Raw genomic sequence first — 14,321 nt, 5'->3', positions numbered from 1 at the left:
GTGGGCGCCGCCACGGGCGCCCTCAACCGGTCAATCCGGCCTCCCACTTGAGGCGGAGCAGTCCGTACGGGCTGAAGAGGTGGCGGCTGCGGTCGAGCAGTTCCGCCACCTCCGGGTCATGGCGCCGAACGTCCGCCGGTGGGCGCCAGCGCAGTACGGACTGCCCCGCTCGGATGCGCAACCTCGTGTCCGGGTCCGCCAGAAGTCCGACGGCCGCCCGCAGCGCCTCGATCCCGCCGCGCGCGTCCAGCAGCCGGAACGCGGCATGGCGGACATGCTGTTGGGGCCCGGTCAGGCGTTCCAGCAGCCAGTCGGCGGGCAGTTGGCCCGCCGAAGGCAGCAGAGCGACGGCCGTCTCCCGGACGACACGGGCCGCCGGATCGTCGAGGAGCGGTCGCAAGCGGTCGGTCACCACGGAGTCCAGGAGCCGAAGACCGATCACGGCCCCCTCCCGCACTCCGCCCGCCGGGTGGTCGAGCAGCGGCCACAACAGCACCGCGTCCGGGCGGTTCCCGCTCTCGGCCAGCCCGACGACCGCGCCGGGTGGCAGCCCGGGGTCGGCCGCGGCCGTGCACCACTCGCGGTACCAGGCCGTCGGATCGCCTCCGTGCTGCCGTACGACGTACCGTGCGCAGGCCCGCACCAGCGACGACCGATCGCCGAGAAATGCCTCCGCCCGCTCCGACAGCCCCGCCCGCCGCAGCGCGGTGACACCGGCGGAGCGGGTACGCGGATGACGCGCGGACAGCAGCGGGGCGAGCACGGCCTCGTACGCCCGCGCCGCCGCATCCGCCCTGCCGGCCCCGTCCGTTTCGTCGGCCTCCTGTGCCTGCCCGGAGGGCAGGTCCGTGAGTGCCGCCAGCGCCGCCGTGGCACACAGGTCCTGGACCACGGTGTCCTCGTCCCGGGCGGCGGTGCGGGCCAGTTCGACGGGGCCGAGCAGCCCTTCGTCGATGGCCAGCCGGTGGGCGAACCGGCGCGCGGAACGGTCCGGGGAGGTGAGGAGGGGCGCGAGCCGGTCGGGCGACGCCCGGCGCATGACCTCCCCGAGCAGCTCGACACCGAAGGCGCCTCTGTCCCGGCGGCCGACGCGCAGGATCAGCGGTGCGAGGCCGACGGCGGCGTCCGCGTCCAAGGCCTCGCGAAGCAGGTGCCGCGCGGAGCCGCGCACCGGGTCGGCCCAGTCGGCGCAGCGGATCACGATCAGCGGCAGCAGTCCGGGACGGCCGGCCGACCGGCGCACCGCCTTCTCACGGACCCGCCCGTCACCGTGGCAGAGGGCCAGCGCGAGCCGGGACTCCTCGTCCTGCGCCGGGTTCACGGGCGGTGGTCCCGTGTGGGCGACCGGCGAGCGGTACCCGAACACCTCGCGCACGCCCGCGTCCAGGGTGAGCCAGGCCGCGGGGTCGGTGGCATCGACGGTGCTCCGCAGCGGTGCGCCTCGCGCCAGACGTACCGCTGCCGCTGTCCCCTCCTCGGCGTTCTCGGCGTGTACACCCATGCCATCGCACTCCCCGGCGGTCGTATCGGGTGATCGTACGAGGGGAACCGCCTGCTCGCGGCGGTGTGTCAGATGTCTGTCAGGTCTCCTTCAGATGGCTGTCGATGAAGCGCGCCAGGGTCAGCGGGCCCTGGGGATCGTCGGCCCGGAACGAGACGCGGCGGAGCAGGCCGACGGACTCCAGCGCCACGCCCTCACGGGCCAGGACGAATACGAGGGCGAGGAACGCGGAGCGGGCGTTGCCGTCGTCGAAGGGGTGGAAGAAGCAGATGTCGAGACAGGCGCGTGCGGCACGGGCGGTCAGGGAGACGCCGTCGGCTCCGCCGCTCTCGGCCAGGCAGTCGTCGAGACGGGCCCGGGTGTCCGGGGTGATGCCGTAGCGCTCCCGCCCTCCCTTCGCGAAGGCGGGCGAGCCGCGGAACGGCGGCGGCTCCGGTGTCTCCAGGACGTGCCGCTGCCAGCCGCGGAGCAGTTCGAAGTCGAGCGGGGCGCCGCGCGCCGCGTCGGCCCGCACCGAATCCAGGGCACGGAGCATGCCCGCGGCGCGGCCGGGGCTCAGGGCCCCGTCGAAGGCGCGGATGTCCTCCGCGGCGCCGTCGCGGGACGGGATCACGGGGTCGCTCGCACCGACGTCCGCCGCCTTCGGCCACGGCACGGACCCGCGCACCGCGAGCCAGCGCTCCAGATGGTCCGGGGCCGGCGCGGGGGAGTGCGGACCGGCCTCCGGCCCCAGGGCCATCACCTCCAGGCCGGGGCGATGGCGCTGTTTCGCCCGCCATGTGAACCCCCGCATCGGCCGCGATGACAGCACTGGCACGTGTGCCATGTCTCGGATCGGCCAGCAGACTTCGTCGACACCCACTCGCCGTGACGAACTCCACCGACGAGGCCAGTCGTCATCGAGCCGTAGCCGATCCCGCTGGGCGACATCCCCGTTGTACTCCATGGCCAACTGGTCAAGGTGACTTGACTCCGACGGGATCACTACCCTTGCTGTGTCGCCCATCTATCCACGGCAGCACCCTCCGCTCAGCAATGGCGGCCATGGCGGCCATTCTCCGGAATTGATTAGAAGACGGCGTAGAGAGTCGAAAATTTGTGAACTAACGTGCGCACTCCTTCGCTTGGCGTTCACGAAACTCCATAGAGCAGTGCCAGGGCGTGCCCTTGCAGCCATCGCAAAGGGTCTTGATCCAAGTGCCGCGTCGGTTGCCGTGGAGGCGGACGCGGCCGGGGCTGCCCAGGTTGCTATCGAGGAAGCTCAGCTGCGATGTTCCCCTTCGATGGACGGACGCTAAGGTAAGGGGCCGGTCCGTTGAAGACGCCGTGACTGATCGCATAACCACGTGGGGCAGGCAGGGAGGGTTCGAGTGACTCAACTGTCGAGCGAGCTTGAGGATCGGATCACAGACCTCGCTGATGCCTCTGCGAACTTCGGATTCCTCCTTCCGCACGAACCGCTGCTGGTGTTCTACGGCGCCTTGGCCGAGGCTCGGGGGCCTTCTGCTCCCGCTGAGGCGGTGGCGGCAGCACGACAGTTCGGTGAGGTCCTGGCTGCTGAGCTCGGCCATGCGGCGGGCGTGCGGGCGCCGATGGCGGACCAGCCGTCTCGTCTGCGGGTGCTGACCCGAGTGGGGCTGCTACCTGCACGCATTCTTGCTGCGTTCCAGGACCTGCATGGTTCTCCCGGTGATGCCCCTGACGGGATAGGGACGGCGGCGTCGCACCTGGTGCAGCGCTGTTTCGAACTGGCTGTCTGGTTCTTCCGCCTCCACACGGCAGACCAGGAGCCAATGTCCTTCGTCCTCACAGACTCATCTGACCTACGGGTCCTGGCCGAGCGCCTGGCTCTGCTGGAGGGGACCCTGCCTCACCTGCGTGAGGAGTTCGATCTCCGAGTGCGACCGACGTCCGTGCCCGCTTCACAGCGCGAGCACCTGATTGTCAGCGCCCGCGATGCGGCCCATGAGCCGCTCACAGAAGCCGGGATCACGACGGAGGTGCGGCGCAGGCTCGCCAAGGCGGGGTGGGATGTTCCTGGCCAGGAGGTTGAGGGTGACCGAGGCCGCTCCCTTGGCCACGTGTTGATCGAGCCCCGGTTGGCCGGTGGCAGCCGTGCTGACTTGCTTCTGGTAGTGGGCGGCCAGTTGTTGGGGATCGTCGAGTGCAAGAGGGGAGGCGCGGATCTCACCAGGGCCATGGAGCAGGCGGGAAGTCTGGCGGCCGCGGCCACGGAGGCCTCGCCGTGGCCGGTCTGGCGCTCTCCGTTGCCGTATCGGTATGTGAGCGATGGCAGGCGACTGCTGTTCTGCGACGCCAATGATCCAGCATCACGAGCCCGGCTCGTCAGTGGTTTTCACAGGCCGGAGACGTTGGCGCGGTGGCAGAGTGAGGCTGATGCGGACCGTGCGGCACCCACCTATCGCGCCAGGATAGCGGCTCATCTACCGCACCTGGAGGAAGGGGAGCCAACAGCCGGACGGCTGCGTTCACCACAGCTGAGGGCGGTACTAGCCATCGAGCAGGCTCTTGTGGCCGGTGACCGCCGTGTCCTGGTGCAGATGGCCACCGGCACGGGACGGATCTCTGCCGCGGTCTTTGCGGCGTACCGCCAGCTCAGGTACGCCCGGGCGGCGCGCATTCTCTTCGTCGTGGATCGCGTGGCGATGGCGCATCAGCTGACCGCCCTGTTCCGGCAATTCACAATCCCGGACACGGGACGGAGTCTTGCTGAGGTTTACCCAGTCGCAGAGCTCACATCGAAAGGATCGCCTTCGTCGGCGTCCATCGTGGTGGCGACAGCCCAGCGACTGGAGGGCATGTTGGCGGGGACGTCCGAGTCGGAGGACGAAACCGCCCGCGTTTCGGCCTACGAGACCGCCGAGCAGGTTGCGCAGGCCGATGCCACGCCGCTTGAGGCTGCTTACTCCTCGGTCCTGCCTCCTGATTCCTTCGACCTCGTTGTGGTCGACGACTGTCACCACCAGGTGTACGGACGGGGGCGTGCGCTGCTGGAGTACTTCGACGCTCCGGTGGTGGGATTGACTGCGACCCCCGTTGCCCCGGTCTTTGGTTTCTTCAATGCCAATCTGGTCAGTGAATACCCCTTTGAGCAGGCCGTCGCGGATGGGCTCGTCGTGGACTACGCCGTCTACCAGACACGGTTCGAGCCGTCCGGACGCGCGGTACTCAGACCGTTGAGCACGCACATCCCTGCCGAGGCCAAGGCTCCACGCCGCGCCTGGTACGAGCAGTTGGACGAGGATCTGGCCTATGTCGGACCGGCCAGCGCCCCACGGGTCGTCGATTCTCGGCAGCTGACTGCGGTGGTGACGGCGTTCCGTGATGAACTGCCCACGCTGTTTCCTGAACGGGCGGTACAGGGCGGGCTGGGTGTGCCCAAGACGGTGGTCTTCGCACTCAGCGACGCGCACGCGAACGAGGTCGTGGACCGTATCCGCGCGGTGTTTGATGCGGGCGACAGCTTCTGCCAGAAGATCACCATGCGCAGTGATCACCCGGAGCAGCTGTTGAGGGACTTCAGGACCAGTCCGAAGTTCCGGATTGCGGTGGTGGTGGACATCATGTCCGGCCCAACCGACATGCGGGCGGTCGAATGCGTGCTGTTCCTGCGCGAGGTCCGCTCCGCCGCCTACTACGAGCGGCTACTGGCGCAAGGGGCGCAGCGCATCGCCCCTACGGTGCTGCGCACCGTAACACCGGGAGCATTCGCCAAGACGCAGTTCGTGGTCATCGACGCAGTGGGAACCTCGCGTCACCATCACCGACGGCTCGCCAATGTGACCGACGCGTCCGGCCGGGCGGGCCGGCGAGCCTTGGAACGCCTACTGAACCGCACTGCGGACGCAGACATGAGCGCCGACGAGACGGCTGAACTCGGGGTGCGGCTGGCCCGGCTCGTGCCCCTGCTGAGCGACGCGGACAGCGCCGCGGTCCGTAAGCTGTCCGGCACTTCCTTGGAAGGGCTGGTGGCGCGGCTTCTCGGCACGGTCGATGCGGACCACGTGGCGCAGGTCCGTGCCGCCTGGGGACAGGATGCCCTCGATGAGGAGGTGCGCGATGCCGGTGCGTTGCTCGGCGGCCGGCCCGCGCTACGGCAGATGCTGCTCGGCCTCTACGACCGGCCGGCGGCATCGGATGTCGGTGAGCCCACCGAGTCCAGTGTGGCGAGCGAGGATGTGCGCCGCCGCGTGGCCGTGTTTGTGCGGCAGGCCGGACCGTTCACGGCGGCCCAACTGTGGTGGATCGAGAACATCGCGTCGGTGGCTGCCGCCGCCGACGACCGATTCGATCCCGAGGAGCTCGACAGCATCCCGTTCTCGGGCCGCGGCGGCACCGACGGATTCCTCGGCGCGTTCGGGGCCGACGCCGCGATCGACCTCTTGGAAGAACTGGGTGAGGCGCTCGCTTGAACCGTGACCTTCCCTCCGGCTGGACCCTGGTGACGTTGGCTGACGTACTGCGCGAACCGTTGGCCAACGGCCGGTCCCTGCCTGCCCGCGAAGACGGCTTTCCCGTATTGCGGGCGACGGCTCTGCGCCCGGTGACAGTGGACTTCACCCAGACCAAGGGCGGCGACGACACAGCCCGCACCCGCCCGCCTGCTCTGGCCGAACCCGGTGACCTGCTGGTCAGCCGGGTCAGCGGCTCGCGCACGCTGGTCGGCGAGGGCGCCCTGGTGGACATCCTGCCCCAGGCGACAGCCTTCCCCGATACCATGATCCGCGTGCGGGCGCTGTCTTCCCTCCTCGACCCCCGCTATCTCGCGCACTTGTGGAACTCACCGGTCGTACGCCGCCAGATCGAGGACCGGACCCGTCAGGGTGGCGCAGCCATCTACCGGATCAACCACCGTGACCTGGAGCAGATCCTGCTGCCACTCCCCGCCCTTGGCGAGCAGGCCCGGGTCGTCAGCCAAGTGAAGGACCACCTCGCCCAGATCGACGCCACCGTCACCCGGACCCGCAGAGCCGCCGAGCAGGCCGAAGGGCTGATCTACTCGATGAGCGCCCAGGCCAGCGTTGGCCGGCTCTCCGGCACCGACCGTGCACCGGGAAGCCTTCCGGGCGTCGGCACCCACGATGGCGCGCTGCCGTCCTTGCCCGCCAGCTGGCGGTGGACCCGCCTGGAGAGCATCGCGGAAGTGACCCGCGGCGTCGCTAAGAACAGCAGGCGCCAGTGGGATCCCGCAGACGTAGAAGTTCCCTGCCTTCGGGTCGCGAATGTGCAGCGCGGCCGCCTGGACCTGGATGATGTCCCGGTGGTCCGGCTGCCAGCGCAGCGAGCGCTGGCCGCCCAACTCCACTCCGGAGACGTGTTGTTGACCGGCGGCGGAGACCGCGGCCAGCTGGGCCGCGGATGGATCTGGGAGGAGCAACTGCCCCACTGCGTCCACCAAGACCATGTGTTCCGGGCCCGGGTCATAGGCCAGCAGATGCACCCCAAGCTCCTGGCCTGGCACGCCAGCGGATTCGGCCGCAAATGGTGCGAGCGTAACGCCACGCAGGTCACCGGGCTGGCATCCATCGGCCTGGGGAAAATCCGGCTGATGCCGGTGCCCATCGCGCCACCCGCTGAGCAGCAACGACTGGTCGATCTCCTCGACGCGCACCTGACGTCCCTCAAGGTCGCCTGCGCTGCGGCAGAACGGGCACTTGCCATCGCCGACCAACTGCGCAGCAACCTCCTGCAGCAGGCGTTCACCGGCCAGCTGACCCCCGCCGCACCTTCACCCGGGCACCAGGAGTCCTCGCTGTGAATCGACCCGCACTCTCGCGCCCCGGCCTTGACCAGGACCCGGCCAAGGCGCTGTGGTCCTTTGCCGACGTGCTGCGAGAAGACGGAGTGTCGGGCCTCGAGTACGTCGAGCAGCTCGCGAGCCTGATCCTCATCAAACTGGCCCACGAGCAGCGCCAGCGTCCGCTCAACCCCGTGGACATGATCGGCTACGACGCGTGGGCAGACATCAGTCGGAGCGCCGGTGAGGACCAGCGCCAGCATTACGAGCAGGCCCTGAGCGACCTTGGGTACGGTTCGGGAAACCTCGGCGTGCTCTTCCGCAAGGCACAGAACCGCATCCCGGACCAGGCCAAGCTCAGTCGGCTGATCGATTTGGTCGACAGCTACCACTGGTCGGGGACCGAGCACGGCGGCCGCGGCGCGGTTTATGAAGCGCTGCTGGCACGGCTGACCGCCGACACCAAGACCGGCGCCGGACAGTACTACACCCCCCGCCCGCTCATCGAAGCGATCGTTCAATGCGTCCAGCCGGGCGTCGGCGACACAATCATCGATCCGGCCTGCGGCACCGGCGGCTTCCTGATCAAGTCATTCGAGTACCTGGTGAAGCACTTTCCGCCCGGCGTCAGCTCCGCCGAACGCGCGCGGCTGACCGCGGGCGCGTTCGGCGGTACCGAACTCGTCGATGCCACGGCGCGGCTGGCCACAATGAACTTGCTCCTGCACGGAGTGACGCGGCCCAATGACCATTCCCGTATCGCCGTGGGCGACGCACTCGCCCAGCGTCCGACCCAGCACGCGAGCGTGGTCCTCACCACGCCTCCGTTCGGCCGGCGCACCATGCTCACCGGCGAGACTTACGCGGACTACCGGCCAGACTTCTGGGCCGCGACCAGCAATCGGCAGCTCAACTACCTCCAGCACGTCCACAGCCTGCTAGAGATCAACGGCCGGGCGGCCGTCGTGGTGCCTGACAACGTGCTGTTCGAAGGCGGAGCCGGCGAGCATGTGCGACGACGACTCCTTGAGGCCTGCGATATGCATACCCTGCTGCGGCTCCCGTCCGGTGTCTTCTACGCATCCGGCATCAAGACCAGCGTTCTGTTCTTCGACAAGCGCCTACCCCGGCCGGACGGCAGGCCGTCGACCGAGCGGCTGTGGGTGTACGACCTGCGCTCCGAGCGCCCCGCGCCCACCAAAACGGCCCCCCTGACCGGCGCCGACTTCGAGGAATTCGTGTCCGCCTACCGGCCCGGACGGCCCCGCAGCGAGCGGACCGCATCCCACGTGTTCCAGTCCTTCAGCGTGGAGGATCTCCTCGCCCGGGACCGCACCAATCTCGATGTGTTGGTCGCGGAACCGGCCAACAGCCCGTTCGCGCCCTCCGAGCCCGACACCGACCTACACCACATGGCACAGCAGATCGCCAATGAACTCCACTCTGCCTTGCAGGAGTTGACCACTCTCACCGAAGCGCTGCGGCCCTATGGCGTCCAAGCTGACCGCCCTGACCAAGGCGCGACGACATGACCGCGACCACAACTCGTGAAACAAGGGGGAACGCATGCGGCTGCTGAGCCTGAGTCTTCCCGCCTACCGAGGACTGGGCGACTTCCACCTGGACCTCACCAACGCGGTAGACGATGGCCATGCCATCGCCACCCTGATCGGCCCCAACGGCGGCGGCAAGTCCCGGGCTCTGCACGCGCTCGCCGAAATCTTCGGTTTCCTAAGCCGGCCGAAACACCGCGCCGCCTTCGCCTTCGACGTGCGCTACGAGCTACGCGGCACGACGGTCCGAGCTGTTCAGACATCCCTCGACGCCGCCCCCGAAGTGACTGTGACCCCAGCGGGCGGCACGCCGACGCGAGTGCCCAGGGCGAACTGGTCGCGCCATCTTCCCGATCACGTCTTCGGCTATCAGGCCCACCCGCATGCCCCCTGGACCGCGGAGTTCGACCAACATCGCCGCTTCGCCGCGCGCCGCCTGGGCGACTGGCGTCGACAGTGGCGCGAGGGCCTCGACGACTGGCTCGCCCACCGGTCCCCCCAGGAAGCATGGCCGGAACAACTCACCCTACCCATCAGCTGCCCCCTGTATACGCCGGTCTTCCTGTGCACCCCCGCCCACCTGCCACTGCTGCTCCTTTCGCAGACCACACACTGGGCCGACTCGTTCGGCACCTACCTGCGCGAGCACGCCTACATCCAGCACGTCGCCTCGGCCGTCCTGACGATCAAGGCGCCCCGCGCCGTGCGGGCAGCGCCGCTGGCCGCGCTGCCGTACTGGGGCCTGGGCGGCCCCGCCCGCACCCTGTTTGCGGCCGCAGCCGAGTCCGGCCGATTCGGCCCCATTCCCGACGCCGACCCGATGGACGGCGCCGGGAGCCCGGCCGACGGATTCCAGATCGTGCTCGGCACCACCGAGGACGTCCAGGCCTTCCGTAACCTCTTCGACAGTGACCTGTCGATGTTTGGGCTTCTCGCCACCCTGCTCGACGCCGGCTACCTCACCATCGACGTCCGCCTTCACAAGACCGGGGCGGTGATGCTCGGCCTGGACGACCTGAGCTCCGGAGAGCAGCAACTCCTGACCATTTTGGGCTTGCTGCGGCTCCAGCGGGCACAGGAGTCGCTCTTCCTCCTGGACGAGCCCGACTCCCACTTCCACCCCGAGTGGAGCCGGCGCTGGTACAGCTCCGTACGTGCTGTGCTGGGCGTTCACCAGGACTCGCAGTTCATCACAGCCACCCACGAACCCCTGTTGGTGTCCAACATGACCCGCCAGCAGATCCGGATCGTCGCCACGGACCAGGAAGGCCAGGCCACGGCCGTGATACCCGAGGCCACTCCGCGAGGCCAGGGTGCTGGCGGCCTGCTGACCACCGACTTGTTCGGGCTGCCCAGCCAACTGGACGAACACACACAGGAACTGATTGACCGCCAGTACGCGCTGGTGCCGGCGGCGAAGCGCGATCCGGTGTTGCAGGCGGAACTTCGCGAGGTCACTGACGAGCTCGACGCGCTGGGCTTTGCCACCGCGCACCGCGATGCGCTCGTGACGGCTTTCCTCGCTGAACTCCACCGCAGGCGCCGTGCTCTCGTCGACACCGCAACCGGCGCCAACCCGCCACCTCCGCAGGTGCTGGAGGCTATGGTCGCCGAATTGTTCAATGAGCACTTCTCGTCGGTGATCTGACGCCGATGAGACATGTGGACATGAGCGGGCTCACCACTCCGCCGGCCTGGGCGGCCAAGACCGAAGGCACCTTGGACGCCGTGCGGGCCGCGATGAGCAGCAACACCAAGCGCACCTTCACCGAGCACTGGACCGATGACGAGGTACGCGACCTGTTGCTCGCACTCGTCGGACAAAAGTGCTGGTACTGCGAGACCACGATTCAGCGTGCGGACATCACCGTCGACCACTACCGGCCAAAATCCGAAGTGCTTGGCGAACCCGGCCATGGCGGCTACTGGTGGCTCGCCTACACGATCGACAACTACCGCATCGCATGCAAGCACTGCAACAGCGGCGGAGCTCGGTTCGACGGCAGACGGGAAGGCCGTGCCAAGAGTAGCCGGTTCCCGCTGTTGGCCGGGCCGCGCGCCTGGCGTCAGCGCGATGACCTGCACCTGGAGCAGCCGGTGCTCCTGGATCCGGCTCGGATCGGCGATCCTGACCTGTTGGGATTCGACACTGCCGGCTTTGCCCGGCGCAGTCATACCCCTTACTCCCAGGCCGAGGCACGACGCGGAGTCTGCCGCGCTGACGAGACCATCCGGATCCTGGCGCTCAACGACACGCAGATCATCGAGCATCGCCGCCGCCTTATGAAGGACGTCGCCACTCTGGCCCGAATACCAGGCCTGCCCGGCATCCAGGAAATGCTCGACGAGCGAGTGGCACCCGCCGCACAGTGGAGCGCGGCGGCTTCAGCCGCACTGGCGCTGCAGCGCGCCTGTGCCTGGCAGCCGGACGCACCCGTCCAGCCCGCGCCGACGCTCCCCAGCGCGTCAGCCATCGACCCGGGGCGTTCCGCGGTCGACGTACGGGATCTGCTCCAGTACCTCGACCCGGCCGAACTGGCCGCAGGCATCGCGCTGACCGGCCGTCACAACAACAAGGTGCACCCAGGTGTACTGCTCCCGGACGGCCGCATCAGTGTCTGGAAGCGTCCGTGGGGCACCCCGACTTCCGCGGCTCGGGCCGCTACCGGCAGCGACGACATCGAGGGCTGGGACTTTTGGCATCTGACTATTGCCGGAGTCGAGCAGTCGCTCGCCGAATTTCGTACCCAGCACGCAGGGCCGCAGCTTTGACGATGGCACGGCCGGGAAGCGCACCCAGGTGGGTGCGCTGCGATGGGCCCTCATTGGAGACGACACGACAATCCCGTACTCCGTACAGGCATCATGCAGGGCGCGACGGCGACCCGGCAAGGAGCCTGAGTCCCGGCCGACTCCCCTGAGTAGAGCGCTAGGGAGTCGGCGACGCCCGGGCCGCCAGGCCGTGCCGTCACGGACTGACTGCCCTCGTCGCCCATCCGGCTTTGCCAGACCGCATCCGCGTCTCAACAGCTGCGCCGCCGACCCGCAGCATGGCATCGTCCGTATCGCAGTGTCACCCTGACCAGGGATTGTCGGGGTGCTGGTGGATCCAGGCCAGGCCGATGGGGTCTAGGTGGTGGCGGGCCCGGGTGACAGCAACGTATGCCAGGCGGGCCTCTGCCTCGTCGACGGGTTTGGGAACGGGTTGACCTTGGGCGTCGACCTCGTCGGTGTCGGTGGGCGGTGTGAAGTCGGGTGCGATGCGCACCCGTGCCCATTCCCGGCCCTTGGCTTTATGGGCAGTGGAAACGGTGACCTCTGCGCTGTCTTCGGCGACGAGACGGTCCAGTGCGCGCAAAATTGCGTCTGGGCCGTACTCGTCGATGAGGTTGGCGAAGGGCTGCAGGTCGCTTCCGGCAGGGTCGTGCTCGGCGTAGTCGCGCAGGGCCGTCCAGGTGGCGAAGAGCACAAGCTCGGGATGGTGGGCGCGGCGTCCCTGGATGAGGTCGAGGGCGGCCCATGCCAGGGCGCGCAGTGAGTCACCGCCGCCCACCAGCGCCGTTCTGGTGCCGGACGCGATGAGGGACAGGACTTCGGTCATTGCCCCGATGTTGGTCCGGCACAGCACCACATCCGGATGAGCCGAGCGGGGCCCGATCGTGGTGGGAATGCCAGGCGTCCCGGTCAGCCGGATGGGTGCGTTGCTGAGGGTGAGCCAGCGGTTGGCTTCGCCAGCGAGCGGGCCGCCAAGCCGAAGGACGTGCTCTACGTCGTGACGGGCACAGACCGGGTGATTGGTAAGCCGGGGGTCAAGTTTGGCATCAGCAACGGAGATGGAGAGGTCCGATTGTCGCGGCACGCCCGCGACGGCTACAACACCCGGCACCGGCTCTTCACTGGCCTTCCCGAGGGGGTTGCCCGAGAGGCGGAGAACGGGATGTTGGCACGCCTCAAGGGTGCAGGCCATCGGCCGCTGCACGGGCGCGAGTACTACCCGCAGGCTGCCCTTGGACTGATACTGGACTCGCTCGATGGGGACCTGACCCCTGCTGCCGACTCCGTGGACAAGGAAGTCAGGGCATTGACTGGCTGACCGCAGGCACCAACGGTCAAGAGTGCCGGGGGGACTCCCCGGCATAGCGCGGCGGTGGCCGCGACACCGGATCTTCTGGAGCTGCCCGTCGGCGGCGCACTGTACGGTTCATCGCCGCTCTGACGGGCTGACCGGCCCCTGTGCGGAGGCAGCGGGTGTTGTGTCCAGCCGATCGCCCCCAGGCCGGCCCGGCTAGCTACTCAGCGTTACGGGACCGAAATGTGCCAACAAACGCTCTCCATGTGCCAACTAGGGGTCTCGGTCACAGCGGGAATCCGGCATGTCTTTGCATAAAAGTGCGTTCCTGCGTATAGTCATGCCATCGATGAGGAGGATTCCGATGGTGGTACGTGCAGCGGTGGCAGGGGCGAGCGGATACGCCGGCGGTGAGCTGCTGCGCCTGCTGCTGGCCCACCCCGAGATCGAGATCGGCACCCTGACCGGCCACTCCAACGCCGGGCAGAAGCTCGGTGCGCTCCAGCCGCACCTGCGGCCCCTGGCCGACCGGGTGCTGGAGCCCACCACCGCCGAGGCGCTCGCCGGGCACGACGTGGTCTTCCTCGCCCTGCCGCACGGGCAGTCCGCCGCCGTCGCCGAGCAGCTCGGCGACGAGGTGCTGGTCGTGGACATGGGGGCCGACTTCCGGCTCACGGACGCCGCGGACTGGGAGAAATTCTACGGTTCGCCGCACGCCGGTACGTGGCCCTACGGGCTCCCCGAGCTGCCCGGCGCCCGCGCCGCGCTCGCCGGGACCCGCCGGATCGCCGTCCCCGGCTGCTACCCGACCGCCGTCTCGCTCGCGCTCTTCCCTGCGTACGCCGCCGGGCTCGCCGAGCCCGAGGCGGTCGTCGTCGCCGCGTCCGGTACCTCCGGCGCCGGCAAGGCGGCCAAGCCGCACCTCCTCGGCTCCGAGGTGATGGGGAACATGACTCCGTACGGAGTCGGCGGGGGGCACCGGCACACGCCGGAGATCACGCAGAACCTCAGCGCCGTCGCCGGTGAGCGGGTCTCCGTCTCCTTCACCCCGACCCTCGCCCCCATGCCCCGGGGCATCCTCGCCACCTGCAGCGCCAAGGCGAAGCCCGGCGTGGACGGCGAGGCGCTCCGCGCCGCCTACGAGAAGGCGTACGCGGACGAGCCGTTCGTCGACCTCCTCCCCGAGGGCCAGTGGCCCGCCACCGCGTCCGTGTACGGCTCCAACGCCGTCCAGATCCAGGTGGCGTACGACCCCGAAGCCGGACGGATCATCGTGATCAGTGCCATCGACAACCTCGCCAAGGGCACTGCCGGGGGTGCCCTGCAGAGCACGAACATCGCCCTCGGGCTGCCCGAGGACACCGGTCTGACCACGACCGGCGTGGCACCGTGACCGACCGGCGCCCGGCCGCACCCACCCCGGGCACCGGGCGTACGGAC

Annotated in this window: 9 protein-coding genes and 1 pseudogene; 7 read left to right on the top strand and 3 right to left on the bottom strand. The window is 68.8% G+C overall.

Going from position 1 to position 14,321, the window contains the following annotated elements; genetic code table 11:
* Positions 1-22 precede the first annotated feature (22 nt).
* Together OHA55_RS02965 and OHA55_RS02960 are read right to left on the bottom strand one after the other, a co-directional pair.
* A complete protein-coding gene (locus tag OHA55_RS02965; protein ID WP_266702478.1) occupies positions 23-1,501 on the bottom strand; it encodes a hypothetical protein in 1,479 nt (492 codons plus the stop codon).
* Positions 1,502-1,580: 79 nt separating this feature from the next.
* Positions 1,581-2,294, bottom strand: a complete 714-nt coding sequence (locus OHA55_RS02960) for a Fic family protein (RefSeq protein ID WP_266702476.1) — start codon at positions 2,292-2,294, stop codon at positions 1,581-1,583.
* A gap of 577 nt (positions 2,295-2,871) precedes the next feature.
* On the opposite strand from OHA55_RS02960, the gene OHA55_RS02955 reads away from it, so the two are divergent.
* Genes OHA55_RS02955 through OHA55_RS02935 form a run of 5 tightly spaced genes read left to right on the top strand, consistent with a single transcriptional unit; the run spans position 2,872 to position 11,584 of the window.
* Positions 2,872-5,934 (top strand): DEAD/DEAH box helicase family protein, encoded by a 3,063-nt coding sequence (locus OHA55_RS02955; protein ID WP_266702474.1) that lies wholly within the window; start codon positions 2,872-2,874, stop codon positions 5,932-5,934.
* Positions 5,931-7,280 carry a hypothetical protein gene (locus OHA55_RS02950; protein ID WP_266702473.1) on the top strand — a complete coding sequence of 450 codons (1,350 nt, stop codon included), beginning with the start codon at positions 5,931-5,933 and terminating at the stop codon, positions 7,278-7,280. Before OHA55_RS02955 ends, OHA55_RS02950 begins: the two co-directional genes overlap by 4 nt.
* Positions 7,277-8,791 carry a class I SAM-dependent DNA methyltransferase gene (locus OHA55_RS02945; protein WP_266702472.1) on the top strand — a complete coding sequence of 505 codons (1,515 nt, stop codon included), beginning with the start codon at positions 7,277-7,279 and terminating at the stop codon, positions 8,789-8,791. Before OHA55_RS02950 ends, OHA55_RS02945 begins: the two co-directional genes overlap by 4 nt.
* A 34-nt stretch (positions 8,792-8,825) precedes the next feature.
* Positions 8,826-10,460: an AAA family ATPase gene (locus OHA55_RS02940; protein WP_266702471.1), complete on the top strand. Its 1,635-nt coding sequence runs from the start codon at positions 8,826-8,828 to the stop codon at positions 10,458-10,460.
* Positions 10,461-10,480: 20 nt separating this feature from the next.
* The gene (locus tag OHA55_RS02935) at positions 10,481-11,584 is read left to right on the top strand and encodes an HNH endonuclease (protein WP_266702469.1); all 1,104 of its coding nucleotides are present in this window, start codon (positions 10,481-10,483) and stop codon (positions 11,582-11,584) included.
* A gap of 301 nt (positions 11,585-11,885) precedes the next feature.
* Here the strand turns inward: OHA55_RS02935 and OHA55_RS02930 are convergent.
* A pseudogene (locus tag OHA55_RS02930) lies at positions 11,886-12,551 on the bottom strand (3'-5' exonuclease); the annotation flags it as partial.
* 21 nt (positions 12,552-12,572) lie between these two features.
* On the opposite strand from OHA55_RS02930, the gene OHA55_RS02925 reads away from it, so the two are divergent.
* Positions 12,573-12,905, top strand: coding sequence for a hypothetical protein (locus OHA55_RS02925; protein ID WP_266711208.1), 333 nt, complete (start codon positions 12,573-12,575; stop codon positions 12,903-12,905).
* Positions 12,906-13,245: 340 nt separating this feature from the next.
* Positions 13,246-14,274, top strand: coding sequence for an N-acetyl-gamma-glutamyl-phosphate reductase (argC, locus tag OHA55_RS02920; protein WP_266702467.1), 1,029 nt, complete (start codon positions 13,246-13,248; stop codon positions 14,272-14,274).
* Positions 14,275-14,321 lie beyond the last annotated feature (47 nt).

It is taken from the genome of Streptomyces sp. NBC_00102, assembly GCF_026343115.1.
Lineage (GTDB): Bacteria > Actinomycetota > Actinomycetes > Streptomycetales > Streptomycetaceae > Streptomyces.
The sequence above is the reverse complement of the archived record's forward strand: the minus strand, read 5'-3'. Positions and strand labels throughout refer to the sequence as shown.

Coding starts and splice junctions, on each gene's coding strand:
- OHA55_RS02940 (WP_266702471.1), top strand. CDS start 8,826: ATGCGGCTGCTGAGCCTGAGTCTTCCCGCCTACCGAGGACTGGGCGAC.
- OHA55_RS02935 (WP_266702469.1), top strand. CDS start 10,481: ATGAGCGGGCTCACCACTCCGCCGGCCTGGGCGGCCAAGACCGAAGGC.
- argC (WP_266702467.1), top strand. CDS start 13,246: ATGGTGGTACGTGCAGCGGTGGCAGGGGCGAGCGGATACGCCGGCGGT.
- OHA55_RS02965 (WP_266702478.1), bottom strand. CDS start 1,501: ATGGGTGTACACGCCGAGAACGCCGAGGAGGGGACAGCGGCAGCGGTA.
- OHA55_RS02960 (WP_266702476.1), bottom strand. CDS start 2,294: ATGCGGGGGTTCACATGGCGGGCGAAACAGCGCCATCGCCCCGGCCTG.